This window comes from Peptococcaceae bacterium 1198_IL3148, from assembly GCA_036763105.1.
In the GTDB taxonomy this organism is placed as follows: Bacteria; Bacillota; Desulfotomaculia; order Desulfotomaculales; family Desulfohalotomaculaceae; genus JBAIYS01.
Map to the genome: position 1 here is coordinate 274,951 of JBAIYS010000002.1, position 16,680 is coordinate 291,630.

The window sequence follows — 16,680 nt, forward strand, 5'->3', positions numbered from 1 at the left end:
AATTAAACAATTTTCTCTAAAAAATGATTAATTCCTTTAGGCTGATATAAAATATTCAACAACTCAGTGACCAAATGCTAACATCTATCATATTATGTAAAAAATGGAAGGAGGTAAACTTTTATGTGCAATAATGAGCTAAATGAAAAATGGCTTAAAAAAATGAAAGAGCAGTATGACAGACTACAGAAGAAGTGGTTTGAATGTGATGAGTACTATGACAACAAGTACCACGACAAGTATGACAAGAAGCACGACAACAAAAAATATGATGACTGTGATAAGAAACATGACAAGAAGCACGACAAAAAATATGATGACTGTCATGAAAAGCACGACAAGAAGTACCACGACAAGTATGACAAGAAGCACGACAACAAAAAATATGATGACTGTGATAAGAAACATGACAAGAAGCACGACAAAAAATATGATGACTGCGATAAAAAGCATGGCAACAAGTACGATGATAAGCACGACAAAAAGCACGATAACAAGTGTGATGAGTGTGGTAAAAAGTACGACAAGAAGTACCATGACAAACATGATAAATGCGGCGATAAAAAATTTGATAGAGAATATGAAAAGGAATACTGCCGCAAGAAAATGGAGTATTGTCGAGATAAATTTAAGGAATGCGGTAAATATGGCAAAGAGGCCGATGACTGTCGTCAATATTATAAAGCAAAATTCAAAGAGTACAAAGACAGATATCAAAAATGCGTAAAAGATAACAAAGTGGGTAAAGATGGCAAAGATGATAAGAAATCTGATGGTTACAAAGAATGTATGCAAACCTACGAATGCTTAAAGCGATTGTTTGACCAGGTATGCAAGAAATATAAATAAAAAATACAATGCACCGGCTAAAAGGCTGGTGCATTCTTTTGGCGCGTTTTATAAGTCTACCATGTGGTTTTTGATGGCGAACAGTGCCGCTTGGGTGCGGTCATTTACTTTAATTTTTTGAAATATACTGGTTAAATGGTTTTTAACAGTTTTTTCGCTGATAAATAGATTTTTGGCAATGGTCTTATTGGGAGATCCTTTGGCCACTTCCTTTAGCACTTCCAATTCCCGTTCGGTTAAACCATAATGGCGGTGTGGTTGTTCTTTTTGTTGGGCCAATCGGTTTAGTTCCTGAAATACTTTGGTAGTGAGGGAAGGGGGCATAAAGGATTGGCCCTCTGCCACCCCGCGGATAGTTTTGATCAATTCGTCAGGACTTACATCCTTTAATACATAACCCGATATGCCACTGCGAATCAATTCAAACAGGTAATCTTCTTGATCATGAATGGTGAGAGCAATTATCCCAACCTCTGGCTTGATGGCTTTAATTTCTTTGGTGGCGGTAATGCCATTGACATTGGGCATATTAATGTCCATTAATATAACATCCACAGGGGTCTTTTGGGCCAACGCAATTGCTTGGGCTCCGTCTGCGGCTTCACCGACAACATTGATATCAGATTCCAACGAGAGGATTTTTACTAAACCTTCCCTAAGCAGTGCGTGGTCATCAGCAATAATTAAATTAATTTGTTTATTGATTGTCATATATTTTCCTCCCAAAATCTTTGTTGGCTAATGCCTTATCATCGGTTGGCAAATTAATAAATATTTCCGTTCCCTCACCGATGTTTGACCGGATATTTAATTTTCCATTTAATAGTTGCATTCTTTCTCTCATACCCAACAGGCCAAAACCTTCCCGTTGTTTGTCTGCTAATACACTAGGCACATCGAAACCGCAACCATTGTCGCGGATTAATACATTGATTACATCAGCCGTAAATTCCACTTTGATCAATACATGTTTGGCCTGGGAATGTTTTTTTATATTAGTTAAAGACTCTTGAATCACTCTAAATAAGGCCACTTCCAATGAACTATCCAGTCGTCGTCCATTACCAAATTGGCTAATTTCCACATAAATTCCAGTGTCTTTACAATATTGTTCGGCATAACGTTTAATAGCGGGAATTAAGCCCAAATCATCCAGCACCATCGGTCTAAGATCAAAGATGATTTTGCGTACATCGCTTAAACTGTTCCTAGTTAACTCAATTAAATTATAAATTTCTTCTCGCATTAGGGATGGATTTTTTTCCATTAATTTAAGGCAAAATTCCGCCCGCATGACGATATTGGCCATGCTTTGGGCGGGACCATCATGTATTTCTCTGGCTACCCGTATGCGTTCCTCTTCTTGGGCCTTGATAATTGATAAACTTAACCCCTGCATTTGTTTGAGTTCATTTAATTCAACACTTAAAGAATGAAAATCATTGGTTAAAAATTTCATCACAATGCCCATATTAGATATCAATGTGTCGGTGCGCTGTAGGGTTTCTTCTAAGATTTTTAAGTTGCGCTCTAAATTATCACGCTGTAGGCGCAATAATTTTTCTTTTTCTTGTATTGCTAATAATTCCAGTTGTTTTTCATGGGCATAGTCATAGGCATCTTTAACCTGTTGTTCATTATATCGGTTAAAATTTTGGGTTACCAATACTAGATGTTGTCTGGCCCTGTATTCCTCTTTCCTTAATTGATCAACTTTTAAGATTGTCTTGGTGGTCTCTTCTTTAATAGCCAATAATTCCCGTTGAGTGCGCTGGCAATCTTGACGGGCAGTTTCTCCAATTTTATAAATTTCTTCCTGACTGTCGGCAATTACTTGAATAGCTTTGTTTAGTATTTTGTCTAAAATACCACTGTCTAACATGTAATTCATCCTTTAGCAATACATAATATTACATCATTTTCTATTATCATACAAAAAATCCCTGCTTTTTTTAAAACAATATACGCAGGTTAATACTCCTTTTGATGGGTAGCATGCCCAAATGGCATTAACAGATACTTAACAGTTGTTTAACCAACCCTTTACTAATCAGTAATTGTAACTTAACAACCAGGGTGTACTATGGTTATGTAAGGTAAGGGATTGCGAGATGATAATAAAACCGCAATCAAAAAATAGAAAACAAAGGCAGGGGAGGAATTTTAATGTTCCGCAAAAAGAATCAATCGGTATTGTTGCTGATACTGGCCTTGGTGATGGCAGTGGCTTTGGTTGGTTGTGGCGGCGGTGACAAGTCAGCAAATGAAGGTGATAACGCCGAAGGTGGCGAAACAGTTACCATTGCCGGTTCAACTTCTGTGCAACCTCTTTCGGAAGAATTAACTGCTAAATTTATGGAGCAAAACCCTGGTATAACCATTCATGTACAAGGTGGCGGCTCCAGTGCTGGTGTGAAGGCAGCGTTAGAAGGCGCAGCGGAAATTGGTGCTGCTTCCCGCAACCTGAAGGATTCAGAACAAGGCCAAGGGCTGGTGGAACATAAAATAGCCATAGATGGTATTGCCATCGCAAGTAACGCTAAAAACACAGCTGTTGATAACCTAACCATTGAACAGGTGCGTAAGATTTTTGCCGGTGAAATTAGCAACTGGAAAGAGGTTGGTGGTGACGATGCTAAAATTAATGTGGTATCCCGCGAGGATGGTTCCGGTACCCGGAGCGCCTTTGAAGAAATGGTCATGGCATACAAAGATGATGCTGGTGAAGAAAAAATTGCAGAGTTAGTGGCTGATGCGGCTATTCAGTCTTCTAACGGTGCTGTACGCACAACTGTAGCAAATGATGCCAATGCCATCGGTTATCTATCCATCGGTTATATAGATGAAACTGTTAACCCGCTGAAGATAGATGGTGTTGAACCCACTGCCGAAAATATTATTGCAGGCGAATACTCAATTGCCCGTCCCTTTCTGTACCTAACCAAAGGTGAACCAGAAGGTGTTGTTAAGGATTACATCGACTTTGTGCTCAATGAAGGGCAAGAAATTGTCAAAGAAGATTATGTTTCGGTAAAATAATAGTTAACATGAAAGAGCAAGGAAAGGTAGCCCTCAATAAGTCTGCCTTTCCCCGTGTCAATCACAGCGGGGAAGGGGTTTGGCAAAGGGGAAGTAATATGCAAAAAACGTGTAGCAATAAAATTCGAGAGACTTGGGAAAAGGTAATTGAAAAAATATTACTGTTAAGTGCAGCAGCAGCCATATTGGTAGTTCTGCTGATTTCTGTTTTTATATTTGCCCAAGGTTGGCCGGTAATTCAAAAGTATGGGTTGGCACATTTTTTACTAAATATGGAATGGAAACCACTGGCCGACCCCGTACAGTTTGGCATTATGCCAATGTTAATTGGTTCCTTTATGGTTACCTTAGGGGCGTTAATTATCGGCGTACCGCTGGGTCTTGGTTGTGCTGTGTTTTTAGCGGAGTATGCTCCCAAACAAGTAACCCGAATTGTAAGGCCAGGCATCGAACTGTTGGCTGGCATTCCATCGGTGGTCTATGGCTTCTGGGGGTTGGTGGTACTGGTGCCACTGATTCAACAGCATTTGGGTGGGCGCGGTATGTCGGTATTGGCAGCTTCTATAGTGCTAGCCATTATGGTTTTACCAACAATCATAAATATTTCTGAGGATTCCATCAGAGCGGTGCCTAAGGAATACAAAGAAGGTTCCTACGCTTTAGGTGCCACCCAGTGGCAGACCATTAAAAAGGTAATTCTGCCGGCAGCCCGTTCTGGCGTTCTCACTGCGGTGGTGTTAGGCATGGGACGGGCCATTGGTGAAACGATGGCAGTAATATTGGTGGCCGGCAATGCCACCGTAGTGCCGGGATCAATTTTAGACATGGTTAGAACATTAACCGCCCATATTGCCATAGAAATGGGCTATGCCGCCGGCGAACATTCCCAAGCTTTGTTTGCCACCGGCATGGTGTTATTTATAGTAATTATGATCTTAAATTCTCTGGTATTACTAATACCCAAACGGGCAGGTGATGAATAATGCGTAAAGCTGTGATATTTGAAGAAAAACTAGCCCGTGGCTCTTTATGGTTATCGGTAATGTTAACTTTGGGTATCTTGTTTACAATTTTATTTCATGTCATCAGCCAGGGGATAACCGGTATTAATTGGGGGTTTTTAACCGAAATGCCTAGAGAAATGGGTAAAGAAGGTGGCGTCTTCCCCGCCATTATCGGCACCATTTATTTAGTGGCGGTGGCGTTGTCGGTGGCCACCCCCATTGGTGTAATGGCTGGTATTTATCTCACCGAGTACACTAAAAAAGGCAAGTTTGTCAGTGCGGTGAGATTTTTTAGCGAAACCTTGGCGGGCATCCCCTCCATTGTGTTTGGTTTATTTGGCTTTCTGTTTTTTGTACTGTTCCTGGATTGGGGTTGGAGTATTATTTCCGGAGGTTTAACAGTGGCGTTAATGATTTTACCCACCATTGTTCGGACCACCGAAGAGGCCATTAAGTCGGTGCCGTTATCCTTCCGCGAAGGCAGTCTGGCATTGGGGGCCACCCGCTGGCAAACGGTGTATAAGATTGTTTTACCCACAGCACTACCTGGTATTGTCACCGGAATCATTTTGGGCGTTGGTCGAGTGGTGGGAGAAACTGCGGCGGTATATCTTACTGCCGGTATGTCTGGCTTTCAAGTGCCAACTTCGGTGTGGGATCCAGCCAGAACGTTATCGGTACATCTGTATATTTTAGCTTCGGAGGGTATTTCATTCGAAAAGGCCTATGCCACAGCCACGGTGTTAATTATATTGATATTTATCATTAATTTTATTGCTAACAAAATTATGCGCCTGATGATTAGAAATCGTCAAAGCGCAGAAGTCTAAGCTTACCTCCTCTTGATATATAATAATTTAGGCAAGTGTTGTTTGGTTACACTTGCCTATTTTCTTTAGTAATAGTGATTATCTTTGGATAATTTCAGTACGATAGCCATCGGGGTCTGTTAAAAAGTAATACCCACCAGTTGCTTCACCGCTTAATTGTTTAATCTCGCTAACGGTATAACCGGCATTTTTGTGGCGGTTATATGATGCTGATAAATCATTGACGGTCACTGCCATATGGCTATAACCGTCACCAAGGGTATATGGTTGTTGCCGGTCATAATTATAGGTGAGCTCCAGTTCAAAATCTTCCCCAGGAAACTTCAAGTAGACTAGAGAAAATTGGTATTCTGGAAAATCCCTCCTTCTGGAAATCTCCATACCCAATGCCTCTTGATAAAATTTAATAGATTTTTCAACATCCAGTACCCTTACACAGGCATGAACAAATTTGTAACTTTGTGACATTAAAAAACCTCCTTGGCTTATTATTAATCATGAAGTATAGTATTAATAGTTATAATGAAATCTATTATACAAGTAAATTAAATCCTTATACAAGGGATAAGAGCTATATAATTGGCCAATGATTTATTTTGTTAAAGGACGGTGACAATGTTGATCAAAGAAAAGGGAGAGCAAGTTTGTCCTAAATGTGGTGGTAGAGGATTAATCCTTAAAGATAGATTGGTTCCATGTCAGGGAAAGGTAATTAAAGAGATCAATGGAGTTAATCAATTTGTAGACCAAGTAATTAAGCGCCGAGAGGTATTTGCGGTGCAATGTGACTGTATAAAACGTCGCAAATTTAAAAACGCTAATTTGCCTGAACGCTTAAAAAACATTAGCTTTAATGATTTTGATTGTAACCGCTATTCTAACGAAATATATACAGTGGACGGCAGAGGTCAAACCTATAGAGAAAAGGCGGTGGTGGCCTTATCCCAGGCTAGACTATTTGCCCGGGAATTTTTGCAGGGTAAAAGAGACAAAGGACTGCTGTTTACAGGCGATGTTGGCAGTGGCAAAACACTATTGGCAGCGGCCATAGCCAATGAAGTTATTGCTAATACTGATAATAAGACAGTTTCCTTTGTGTCGGTTCCCAGATGGCTTGATGAAATGAAGTACACCTTTAATACACCCAAAGGCAAAACCGCCGAGGTAACTGAAAAGGATTTGATGAACAATGCCATCGATGTTGATTTGCTAATTCTAGACGACTTAGGAGCCCACAAATATAGCGAATATACCGAGGACAGGCTGTACAATGTACTCAATGAACGGTTGAATAATTATAAAACCACAATCATTACCACTAATTTAACTGAAGAAGGCTTGTTAAGGGAAAAGATTGGCGAAAGAAGTTTTTCCCGTTTTTTTGAGTTGTGTGATACCATTGTGCTTACCCATGAAGGCGGTGCCAAAGGAGACATCAGAATTAAGCAAAAGAGGGTGCTGACCGAGGTGGCCTCATTAGAACCACAACCGCCACAAACGAAATTAAAGTCAGAGCCTAAACCGAGGCCGCAATTGCATCAACAAAAGCAATCGCCGCCACAGCAACCGGTACCATCGCTGTTTCACCGACCTACACCTAATCATAATTACGATGTTAAGCAGGCTATGCAAAAAAACCCGTTATCTAAAAGGAACAGAATAAAGCCAGAGAATAATTAGCAAGAATTTGCTGAACATTAAATAGAAAATTAGTATTATCGGATTAGAATAATTATTTTATTAACATACTAAAGTTAATTGATGGTGGTAGGGTATATGGTTTTTTTGTTGAATTTACAATGTATACCATCGGAGTATATATTAATTGTTGAGGAGGGCCATGGTGGACTACGAAAAACAAATAGCAGTTATCGAGCATTACTTACGTAAGGGCGAAAAGGACAGTGGCCGATTACTGATTGGCGTGGAAATGGAGCATTTGATACTACATAAAGAAACATTAACGGCGGTTTCTTATTACGAAGAAAATGGGGTTGAGGCCATTTTACAGTCCCTATTAAATAAGGGCTGGCAAGGTCTTTATGAAGATGGTTATTTGCTCGGTTTAGAAAGGGCTGGAAGCAATATTACGTTGGAGCCAGGTGGGCAACTAGAAATCAGTATCAAGCCGTTAAGCTCCATAGATGAAATAGAAACAGAGTATTTGGATTTTTTACAGCAGATTATCCCAATACTTGAGGCCAATAAACAATTAATAATGGCAATTGGTTATCAACCGGTATCCAAGATTGCCGACATTCCTTTTATTCCCAAAAAACGATATACATATATGTCGGATTATTTGCAACATCAAGGCAAATATGCGTTGAACATGATGAAGGGCACAGCAGCAATGCATGTAAATGTAGATTACCGTTCCGAACTTGATTACATAAAAAAATCCCATGTTGCCAACTGTTTAGGCCCGACAATGGCTGTGATCTTTGATAACTCCCCGGTTTTTGAAGGGGACGTCACAGATATACAGGCTGTTAGAACCATTGTATGGCAGAACTGCGATAATGACCGTTGTGGTATTGTGCCAGCCTCTTTGAGCGACGATTTTGGTTATCGTAAATATGCTCAATATATTTTGGATACACCACCAATTTTGGTGAAAAGGGATACAATAATGTACACCAAGTCTATCAAAAACAAAGAGTTGTTTAATCCGGACAATTATACCCAAGAAGAACTGGAATATATGTTGACCATGGTTTTTCCAGACATAAGGACCAAAGGCCATCTAGAAATCAGGGTGTCAGATTCTGTGCCATATCCCTATAATATTGCAGGCATAGCCCTGTGGAAAGGGCTTTTATATAACGATAAAAATTTAGATGAACTCTACCATTATTTTGCTGAAGTTAATGAAGAGGATATCCAGCGGGCAAAAAACCAAGTGGTGCAACAGGGGTATCAAGCTAACTTTAAAGATCAAAAAATTTATGAGTTAGCGCAGTATATCATTAACTTGGCTAAAACCGGTTTAACTGAGCATGAGCAAGCATACTTACAGCCATTAGTTGCTTTGGTTCAACAAAGGGAGAGTTTGGCCAGTATTTCTAAAGCCAAGCTAAAGGAAGGGGATATACAGGCCCTGGAGCGGTGCGTATTGAATAATTTGTTGGCAGGTGAATTTAATGGGTTTCAACACGCTATTAAAGGAATATGTTGCGCTGGTAACTAATCACCCCGACCGTTACTATCAAGATTACCTGGCAACGATAAATGCAGTGGAAAATTCCAGCGCTAAATTTAATAATCAAACGGTGCCTTTTCTATACAATCCTTTATTCTTCAGCACCGAGGATATTAAAAGCTTCCAAGGGTTGACAAATACTTTGATGGGAATTTTGCAAAAGGTAATAGAAAAATTCATTTCATCGCCTTCATTTAGAATTAAATTTGGTTTTGATCAATTGTTGGAAGAATTAATCTTGGTGGACCCTGGCTATGAGGTTAATATACCAATGTCTAGATTTGATATATTTTACTACCGTCCCGGCGTTTTTAAGTTTTGCGAACTCAATGCAGATGGTTCTTCGGGAATGCATAAGACCAATGAACTGGAGAGAATTTTTTTAAATACCGCCGTTGTCAACCAATTAAAAACTAAGTACCAACTGAGTTATTATGAGTTGATAGATACTTGGGTAAATGAAAGCCTAAAGAATTACCAGCAGTTTAATGGGCACCTAGATAGGCCCAATGTGGTTATAATGGATTGGCAGCAGGCTGGCAACCTTAAAGAATTTGAAGCATTTAAACAGGCCTATGAAAACAAAGGTTGCCGTGCTGCCATAGCGGACCCTAGACACTTACGATATGATGGCCAAAAACTATACTATCGGGATATGCGGGTGGATTTAATTTATCGGCGTCTAGTAACCAGTGAATTAATAAGCAATCATCAACAGTTGACAGATTTTATTCAAGCTTATCGCGCTGGCGCAGTTTGTGTTATCGGGCCATTGCGATCAGAAATTATCCATAACAAAATTATATTTAAAATATTGCACCACGACACTGAGGATTTATTATCTGCCGCTGAGAGGGAGTTTATTAATAAGCATGTACCCTATACCGCTGAATTTAGTGGCGAAGAAAGTTTGTTTTTAAAGATTCAACATAATAAAGATAACTTCGTTTTAAAACCGAAGGATCAATACGCTGCTGCCGGCGTTTATGTAGGTAAAGATTATAGCAACACCCAGTGGCAACGGTTAACGGCACAGTGTTGGGAGAATAATTATTTGGTACAGGAATATTGTCAACCCTTTGTGGGTCCGTTGATAGAATTTAAGCAGCAACAAGCGGTGGTCAATAATTATAACCAAATGTTAGGCTTATTTGTTTATAATCAAAAATTTGCTGGCTTGTACACTCGGGTGGGAAGAAATAATGTCATTTCCCAGCAACATGGCTACTATCTATTGCCCAACTTTGTAATTGGTCAGAACCTTTAAATCAAGTATCAAGAAAATAAGCGCGTACTCTAAGGTGCGCGCTTTTATATATAGCTTAATGGCAGTAAAGCACTTGAAAAATATGTAAACATATTTACTGATAACAGGATTTGTTAACTTTTTATAGAAACTAAGATGCACTGGTGGTTGATTTTTTAACTAGTTCTGGTACATCCTTAAAGGCGTCGGTTTGGTACTCTTCAATTCTACCTTTATCGCACAGTTCAGAGAACTGAGGGTCAATGGGTAAAGTGGCGATCATGGGCAAATTTAATTTAGCGGCAGTTTCGCCGTGGCCAGGCCCAAAAATGCGTGTTTCTTCGCCACAATGTGGACACACATAGTAACTCATATTTTCAACCATGCCCAAGATGGGAACCGGTGGTGACATCAGTTGTGTCATCTTTACCGCTTTGCGAACCACCATCGCTGCTAAATCTTGAGGAGATGTGACTACGATAATGCTGTTTAATGGAATTGACTGCATTACAGTCAGTGGGACATCACCTGTGCCAGGGGGCATATCTAACAGTAAGTAATCTAATTTACCCCACTCAACATCAGTCCAAAATTGCTTAACCGCACCAGCAATGATGGGTCCACGCCAAATAACGGGATCATCTTCATTTTCTAATAACAGATTCAAGGACATAACCTTAATTCCTAAAAGGCTGGTTTTGGGAGGCTCAAAGCCAATGCCGGTACCGTTACCAGGTCTGTCGACTACGCCAAACATTTTTGGAATACTGGGGCCGGTGATATCGGCATCCAAAATACCAACTTTGTAACCTTGCCTAGCTAAACTTACAGCCAGTAAAGAAGTAACAGATGACTTACCAACGCCACCTTTGCCACTCATTATCGCTATAATGTTATTCACCATAGTGGAATCGTTGGCTGCAATTTTTTCTGGACCTGGACAGCTGCCATCGGCGTTACAGCTACCGTTGCTACTGGAATTACAACTGGAGCACTTTTCGCTCATCTTAAGTTCCTCCTTCTGTAATGGACATTGTTTCATAACCATAATATTACCGTTTTAATTTTATGTCAATATAAATAATAGAGATTATTTACACATTTATTAATGGGATAACTTATACCTGTCCATCATAGATAAAATTCTATTCAAAGTTCTGCTATGGACATTTTACCTTCAGTGCCATAAAATATATAATGGCAAGTTCAGGGGGGCTGTAACAACATGAATAATACAAAAAAAACGGTGAAAAAATATCGGGCAGGCAATATCACAGCCGCCTTTGGTGCAGATTTAATGGTGACAGGCTCCACCAGCATACCTAATCTGCTACTAAAATATTATTTTAAAATGGGAATCAGTGACAGTGAGATGATGCTACTGATCCAAATATTCAGATTGTGCACCCAGGAAAACATTCTTTTACCATCAACTGATGAATTAACTGGATGTATCAATGGAGATGAAAATCGGGTGCAGCAATTGTGGAATAGCTTGTTAGATAAGGAAATTATCAATATCACCCAACATTATGACTTTAGTAAAAACGTGGTCGTTGACGGTATTGACTTTGAGCCTCTGTTTGAGAAGCTATCTGAAATGTGGGCCCGTGATAAGGTCAAAGAAATTGAAGAAACCGAAGCAGTGCTAGGTCAAATGGCCAGTGATTTGCCAGTTAACCAGCGGGAACCATCTTTGGTTGAACCTAAGGGTCACGACCAGGCATCACATTTCAGTGGACAAGTACTTAATTTATGTGCGCTTTTTGAAAGGGAATTTGCCCGACCGCTGTCACCAATGGAGGTAGAACGGATACGCCAATGGGGCGAAGAGCACGACCCTGTTTTAATTATGGAAGCGCTACGGCGGGCAGTGATGATGGGTAAAAATAATTTTAGATATATCGATGCCATTTTAATGGAATGGCGCAAGAACAATTTACGCACCCTCGGTGAAATTGAACGTTTTGATGAAGAATTTAAACAAAAACGCATCAAAACATATGGTGGTGTCCAAAAGCAACAGCAGCTTTCAAACGCTGATAAAAACAGTCGCAACAAAAAGTCCTATGATAGTATTTTGATGGGTTAGTTTCTTCCCCCTTGTATAAGGGGGTCTTTTTTTGGTTAAAATTTCATGTATAGGGTTAAGCAGATAATGCAACACTATAGCTCGAGCCGGAAAGGAGGAACAAATGTATAAAAAAATCCGTATGCTCGCCACAGAATTATTGTTACTGATGGCCATTACGTTATTTGTTACCGGGGTTGCCATCGCTGGTGAGAGTTCGGATGTCACAGATGTGACGAATATGTGTTATATTGTGCAGGAGGGAGATACGCTTTATCAAATTAGCAGGGAACATCAAACAACTGTAGGTAAGTTGATGCAATATAATGGTTTGGAAAGCACAAAGATATTAATTGGACAAAAGCTATATTTGCCACCCCAAAATGGCAAAGTGATGCTTAGTTCCAGGAACAATCACAACATTACCAATGAAGATATAATGTTGCTGGCACGATTGATACATGCGGAAGCTCGGGGAGAAAGCTTCACTGGCAAGGTGGCTGTGGGGGCGGTTATCATCAATAGAATGAACAGTCCCTATTTTCCCCATAGTATTAGAGAGGTCATTCTGGAAAGAAACCAATATGTATATCAGTTCAGTCCAGTGGCAGACGGATCAATAAATTTAGAGCCCGATGACAGCTCAATACTGGCTGCACAACAGGCCCTAAAGGGTGATGATCCCACAAATGGAGCTCTGTTTTTTTATAATCCGGAGGCCTGTTCTGATAAATGGATTAGAACATTGCCGGTAATCACCAGAATTGGCAATCATGTATTTGCTTCATCAACCAAAGTATAATTTAGATGTTTTTCACGGCTCTGGCAAGAACTCCTACCCCTTGGTTGGAGTTCTTTATTATTGGGTATAACTTTAATATCTTAGTTATAAGGAGTGGAGGCTTATTTGCGACAGGTATGGGTAATATTATTATGCTTATTTATATTGGCAGGCTGCAGTTCTTCCCTAGGCGAATTACCTGAACCCGACGTGCCAGTAGCTTCCAGAATATTGGATTCTTCGGGCAAGTTAATTACCCAGATCGGTGAGTTTAATCGTTACCCGGTGGATTTAGATGAAATATCAAATGATATGCAAAATGCCCTGGTTGCCATAGAAGATTATCGGTTTTATCAACATTATGGGGTTGATCCCATAGGGTTGGTCCGAGCCGCTTATAATAACCTGCGGGCGGGAAAAATTGTCGAAGGTGGTAGCACCATTACGCAACAATTGGCAAAGAATTTGTATTTAACCCATGAGCGCACCTTTACCCGCAAAGTTAAAGAACTTTATTATGCCATTCAATTGGAACGTGCCTATACCAAAGATGAAATACTAAATCAATACCTCAATACCGTCTATTTCGGCCAAGGTACCTATGGGGTGCAAACTGCCGCCAATGCATATTTTAATAAGGATGCCAAAGATTTAACGTTGGCAGAAAGTGCCATGTTGGCTGGTTTTCTAAAGGGACCCAGTTATTATTCACTACCGGAAAACTATTCAGCGGCCAAAGAAAGACAGGAAATAGTACTAAATCGGATGTTTGCCTTGGAATATATAACAAAGGCAGAATTAGATGCAGCGGTTAAAGAAAATATTAGCATTAAGGCCGCTGATAACACTGGGCGCAGAGCAGCTTATTTTGTGGCGGAATTAATCGAGCAGTTGGATCAATTGGTGCCAGGGGGAAAAGAAAGGCTATACACCGAAGGCTTGATCATAGAAACCACCTTGGATTTAAAAATGCAGCAGGCTGCCGAACAAGCGATGCAACAAGTATTAGCTCAGGAACCAGAAAATTTACAGGGGGCTTTGGTGGCTATTAACCCGCAAAATGGTTATATAATGGCAATGGTGGGGGGAAGGGACTACGGTAAATCCCAGCTAAATCGTGCTGTGGATAGCGCCCGCCAACCTGGTTCGGCCTTTAAGCCCTTTGTCTATGCCGCAGCATTGGAACAGGGTTTGACCGCAGCCACTACATTTTCTTGTGATCCCATTAAAATACCCCAGGCCAATGGTGAGGATTATGTACCCACCGATCACGGTGCCAACTATCATTACCGACCAATGACCCTTAAAGAAGCCCTGAAGATTTCCGATAACGTAGTTTCTGTTAAGTTGAATGTGCAAGTGGGTCCAGAAAATGTTGTGGAATTGGCACAGCGATTGGGTATCAAGACCAAGCTAGAGCCAGTGGATTCGTTGGCACTGGGCACCTCGCTGGTAACTCCGCTGGACATTGCCAGCGCCTATGGAGTATTTGCCAATGGTGGCATTTATGCCGAACCCATATATTTTACCCGGGTTTTAGACCGAGATGGCAATGTGTTATATAGTCAAAGAAGTAAACTTGTTAAAGTGATGGATGAAAAGGATGCTTATATCGTTACCAACATGCTTGAAAGTGCATTAGAGCCGGGAGGTACCGGGGCAAATTTGCGGACAATTATCGGTCAACGACCAGCTGCCGGAAAAACCGGAACCACCGATGATCTGCATGATGCCTGGTTTGTCGGTTATACACCCCAGGTGACAGCGGCGGTCTACGTGGGATATGATGAAGACAAAGACGATCAAAAGAAAAATGTTGGTAAATATGGTGGTGAAATTGCCGGACCAATTTGGGCTCAGTTTATAAAAGAATCATTGGCTGAGCAATCGCCAACAGATTTTGTAATACCCAAGGGAATAATATTTAAACCAGTGTGCTTATGGGATGGTTTGCTATCGTCACCGGCCAGCACAGGGGTGATAGATGTACCCTTTGTGGCAGGAACCGAACCGATTGCAGTTTGTAGTGGCGACCATTGGTCAAGATAATGCAATAACAAAAATCCACCAACGGGTGGATTTTTATTCTGGTAATATAAATGCAATTGTTACAGTGCTTGTTTTTTCCTTTGCTCTGCCATTGCTGCCTCCACCATGTTTAATGGATTATTATCGCCAATATACCTAATGCTATAATTAGGTAGGAATTGAATTGTGCTTTTATACCGCCCGTCGGAGAATTCTAAAGTACCAGTCTTTGGACACCAGCTGAGGGCAGTTAATTCGAGAAAGTTTCCTTCCCAATCTTTGCCAAAGGGGGATTCTTCAATGTAAGCAATGGCTTGGTCGCTGGTTAAACTATTATACCAAACAGGCTCGGGGGTATTAAGCAATGATATCACCTCATCTGCTTATTGGAGTAACATTTCTAGTTTAGTCAGCTCTTGTTGAAAGTATACTAGGCTTGTGATTTTTAGTGCTTATAAGGGTATAACAACTGCTTTGAAAAAAGTATATTAACAGTTATATTATCAAATGGAATGCCAAAAATAAAGGATTATTGCTGCTGAATGCAAAATACTTTTTAAATACAGCAAGGAGGGAGAGATGTGGTCATTAAGGAAGTAAAACTGACACAATTGACAAAGGCTTCCGGTTGAGCGGCTAAAATAGGGCCGGAAACCCTGTCGCAGGTGCTGCGACATATGCCAAAAATAAGTGACCCCAACTTAATGGTGGGGTTGGATACGTCTGACGATGCTGCGGTATACCGATTAAATGATGATGCTGCAGTTATTCAGACAATAGACTTTTTCCCTCCGATGGTAGATGACCCTTATTTATTTGGGCAAATTGCTGCTGCCAATGCTTTGAGTGATGTTTATGCCATGGGTGGCAAACCAATATTGGCCTTAAATATTGTGTGCTTTCCCAGTTGTTTGCCAACAGAGGTGCTGGGGGCAATATTGCGCGGCGGTGCCGATAAGGTTTGTGAAGCTGGCGCGGTAATTGCTGGCGGTCATTCCGTTCAAGATGATGAGCCTAAATACGGCCTAGCGGTTATGGGCACGGTACATCCCCACAAAATATTGGCCAATGCCGCTGCTAAACCAGGGGATGTGCTGGTGTTGACTAAGCCGCTAGGCACTGGTATTGTCAACACAGCCGTTAAAGGTAACCTGGCAGAGGAGCATACGGTAGCTGAAGCGGTAAAGTATATGGCCAGGTTAAATAAACCGGCAGCTGAGGCTATGGATAAAGTGGGCGTCAATGCTTGCACTGACATCACCGGTTTTGGCCTGTTGGGGCATGCAGCGGAAATGGCGAAGGGTAGTAACGTCGCGTTAGAACTATGGTCTGCAGAGTGTCCAGTGTTGCCAGGGGTGTTAGAACTGGCACAAATGGGGTTAATTCCAGGCGGCGCCTATAGCAATCGTCACCATATTGGTGCGGATGTAACATTTGCAAGCAATGTTCCGCGGGAGCTACAGGATGTTATGTTTGATCCACAAACTTCTGGTGGGTTATTAATCAGTGTGCCGGAGGAAAAAGTAGATATGATGCTAAAATTGTTAACCGCCCAACAAGTGCCGGGAGCGGCAATCGGTCGGGTGCTTGCTGCCGGTGAACAGCTAATTAAGGTGGTCTAAGGAGTGGT

The 16,680-nt window shown here is 40.9% G+C and carries 16 protein-coding genes; 11 read left to right on the forward strand and 5 right to left on the reverse strand.

Annotation, left to right across the window (positions count from 1 at the left end; all coding sequences use genetic code 11):
* Positions 1-123: 123 nt before the first annotated feature.
* Positions 124-849 (forward strand): hypothetical protein, encoded by a 726-nt coding sequence (locus V6C27_03495; protein MEG6615490.1) that lies wholly within the window; start codon positions 124-126, stop codon positions 847-849.
* A gap of 48 nt (positions 850-897) precedes the next feature.
* Here the strand turns inward: V6C27_03495 and V6C27_03500 are convergent, their stop codons facing one another.
* Both V6C27_03500 and V6C27_03505 read right to left on the reverse strand, forming a co-directional pair.
* A complete protein-coding gene (locus tag V6C27_03500) occupies positions 898-1,554 on the reverse strand; it encodes a response regulator transcription factor (protein MEG6615491.1) in 657 nt (218 codons plus the stop codon).
* On the reverse strand, positions 1,547-2,731 hold the full coding sequence (locus tag V6C27_03505) for a sensor histidine kinase (protein MEG6615492.1): 1,185 nt from the start codon (positions 2,729-2,731) through the stop codon (positions 1,547-1,549). Before V6C27_03505 ends, V6C27_03500 begins: the two co-directional genes overlap by 8 nt.
* A 284-nt stretch (positions 2,732-3,015) precedes the next feature.
* Here V6C27_03505 and V6C27_03510 point away from each other — a divergent pair, with 284 nt between their 5' ends.
* The 3 genes from V6C27_03510 (at position 3,016) to pstA (ending at position 5,722) form a co-directional block, all read left to right on the forward strand.
* Entirely contained in the window at positions 3,016-3,888 is an 873-nt protein-coding gene (locus V6C27_03510; GenBank protein MEG6615493.1) for a phosphate ABC transporter substrate-binding protein, read from the forward strand.
* Positions 3,889-3,986: 98 nt separating this feature from the next.
* On the forward strand, positions 3,987-4,871 hold the full coding sequence (gene pstC, locus V6C27_03515; protein ID MEG6615494.1) for a phosphate ABC transporter permease subunit PstC: 885 nt from the start codon (positions 3,987-3,989) through the stop codon (positions 4,869-4,871).
* Positions 4,871-5,722 (forward strand): phosphate ABC transporter permease PstA, encoded by an 852-nt coding sequence (pstA, locus tag V6C27_03520; protein ID MEG6615495.1) that lies wholly within the window; start codon positions 4,871-4,873, stop codon positions 5,720-5,722. Before pstC ends, pstA begins: the two co-directional genes overlap by 1 nt.
* A 78-nt stretch (positions 5,723-5,800) precedes the next feature.
* Here the strand turns inward: pstA and V6C27_03525 are convergent, their stop codons facing one another.
* Positions 5,801-6,190 (reverse strand): VOC family protein, encoded by a 390-nt coding sequence (locus tag V6C27_03525; GenBank protein MEG6615496.1) that lies wholly within the window; start codon positions 6,188-6,190, stop codon positions 5,801-5,803.
* A 147-nt stretch (positions 6,191-6,337) separates the two neighbouring features.
* Here V6C27_03525 and V6C27_03530 point away from each other — a divergent pair, with 147 nt between their 5' ends.
* The 3 genes from V6C27_03530 to V6C27_03540 all read left to right on the forward strand — a co-directional run bounded on the left by V6C27_03530 (position 6,338) and on the right by V6C27_03540 (position 10,191).
* Positions 6,338-7,402, forward strand: a complete 1,065-nt coding sequence (locus V6C27_03530; GenBank protein ID MEG6615497.1) for an ATP-binding protein — start codon at positions 6,338-6,340, stop codon at positions 7,400-7,402.
* Positions 7,403-7,565: 163 nt separating this feature from the next.
* On the forward strand, positions 7,566-8,912 hold the full coding sequence (locus V6C27_03535; GenBank protein MEG6615498.1) for a glutamate-cysteine ligase family protein: 1,347 nt from the start codon (positions 7,566-7,568) through the stop codon (positions 8,910-8,912).
* Positions 8,866-10,191, forward strand: a complete 1,326-nt coding sequence (locus V6C27_03540; protein MEG6615499.1) for a circularly permuted type 2 ATP-grasp protein — start codon at positions 8,866-8,868, stop codon at positions 10,189-10,191. The genes V6C27_03535 and V6C27_03540 overlap by 47 nt, the downstream gene beginning before the upstream one ends.
* Positions 10,192-10,321: 130 nt before the next feature.
* Here V6C27_03540 and V6C27_03545 read toward each other — a convergent pair whose 3' ends face one another.
* A complete protein-coding gene (locus V6C27_03545; protein ID MEG6615500.1) occupies positions 10,322-11,176 on the reverse strand; it encodes an Mrp/NBP35 family ATP-binding protein in 855 nt (284 codons plus the stop codon).
* Between the two features lie 219 nt (positions 11,177-11,395).
* Here V6C27_03545 and V6C27_03550 point away from each other — a divergent pair, with 219 nt between their 5' ends.
* The 3 genes from V6C27_03550 (at position 11,396) to V6C27_03560 (ending at position 15,071) form a co-directional block, all read left to right on the forward strand.
* The gene (locus V6C27_03550) at positions 11,396-12,262 is read left to right on the forward strand and encodes a DnaD domain protein (protein ID MEG6615501.1); all 867 of its coding nucleotides are present in this window, start codon (positions 11,396-11,398) and stop codon (positions 12,260-12,262) included.
* A 103-nt stretch (positions 12,263-12,365) separates the two neighbouring features.
* Positions 12,366-13,043: a cell wall hydrolase gene (locus V6C27_03555; GenBank protein ID MEG6615502.1), complete on the forward strand. Its 678-nt coding sequence runs from the start codon at positions 12,366-12,368 to the stop codon at positions 13,041-13,043.
* A 105-nt stretch (positions 13,044-13,148) separates the two neighbouring features.
* Positions 13,149-15,071, forward strand: coding sequence for a PBP1A family penicillin-binding protein (locus V6C27_03560; GenBank protein MEG6615503.1), 1,923 nt, complete (start codon positions 13,149-13,151; stop codon positions 15,069-15,071).
* A gap of 59 nt (positions 15,072-15,130) precedes the next feature.
* Here V6C27_03560 and V6C27_03565 read toward each other — a convergent pair whose 3' ends face one another.
* Complete coding sequence (locus V6C27_03565) at positions 15,131-15,415, reverse strand: hypothetical protein (protein MEG6615504.1); 285 nt, start codon at positions 15,413-15,415, stop codon at positions 15,131-15,133.
* A 222-nt stretch (positions 15,416-15,637) separates the two neighbouring features.
* Between V6C27_03565 and selD the strand changes: the two genes are divergently transcribed.
* Positions 15,638-16,672: a selenide, water dikinase SelD gene (gene selD / locus V6C27_03570; GenBank protein ID MEG6615505.1), complete on the forward strand. Its 1,035-nt coding sequence runs from the start codon at positions 15,638-15,640 to the stop codon at positions 16,670-16,672.
* The last annotated feature ends 8 nt before the right edge of the window (positions 16,673-16,680 follow it).

Excerpts from the sequence above, each read along its gene's own strand:
- V6C27_03495 (MEG6615490.1), top strand. The coding sequence starts at position 124 with ATGTGCAATAATGAGCTAAATGAAAAATGGCTTAAAAAAATGAAAGAG.
- V6C27_03505 (MEG6615492.1), bottom strand. The coding sequence starts at position 2,731 with ATGTTAGACAGTGGTATTTTAGACAAAATACTAAACAAAGCTATTCAA.
- V6C27_03510 (MEG6615493.1), top strand. The coding sequence starts at position 3,016 with ATGTTCCGCAAAAAGAATCAATCGGTATTGTTGCTGATACTGGCCTTG.
- pstC (MEG6615494.1), top strand. The coding sequence starts at position 3,987 with ATGCAAAAAACGTGTAGCAATAAAATTCGAGAGACTTGGGAAAAGGTA.
- pstA (MEG6615495.1), top strand. The coding sequence starts at position 4,871 with ATGCGTAAAGCTGTGATATTTGAAGAAAAACTAGCCCGTGGCTCTTTA.
- V6C27_03525 (MEG6615496.1), bottom strand. The coding sequence starts at position 6,190 with ATGTCACAAAGTTACAAATTTGTTCATGCCTGTGTAAGGGTACTGGAT.
- V6C27_03530 (MEG6615497.1), top strand. The coding sequence starts at position 6,338 with ATGTTGATCAAAGAAAAGGGAGAGCAAGTTTGTCCTAAATGTGGTGGT.
- V6C27_03540 (MEG6615499.1), top strand. The coding sequence starts at position 8,866 with ATGGGTTTCAACACGCTATTAAAGGAATATGTTGCGCTGGTAACTAAT.
- V6C27_03545 (MEG6615500.1), bottom strand. The coding sequence starts at position 11,176 with ATGAGCGAAAAGTGCTCCAGTTGTAATTCCAGTAGCAACGGTAGCTGT.
- V6C27_03550 (MEG6615501.1), top strand. The coding sequence starts at position 11,396 with ATGAATAATACAAAAAAAACGGTGAAAAAATATCGGGCAGGCAATATC.
- V6C27_03555 (MEG6615502.1), top strand. The coding sequence starts at position 12,366 with ATGTATAAAAAAATCCGTATGCTCGCCACAGAATTATTGTTACTGATG.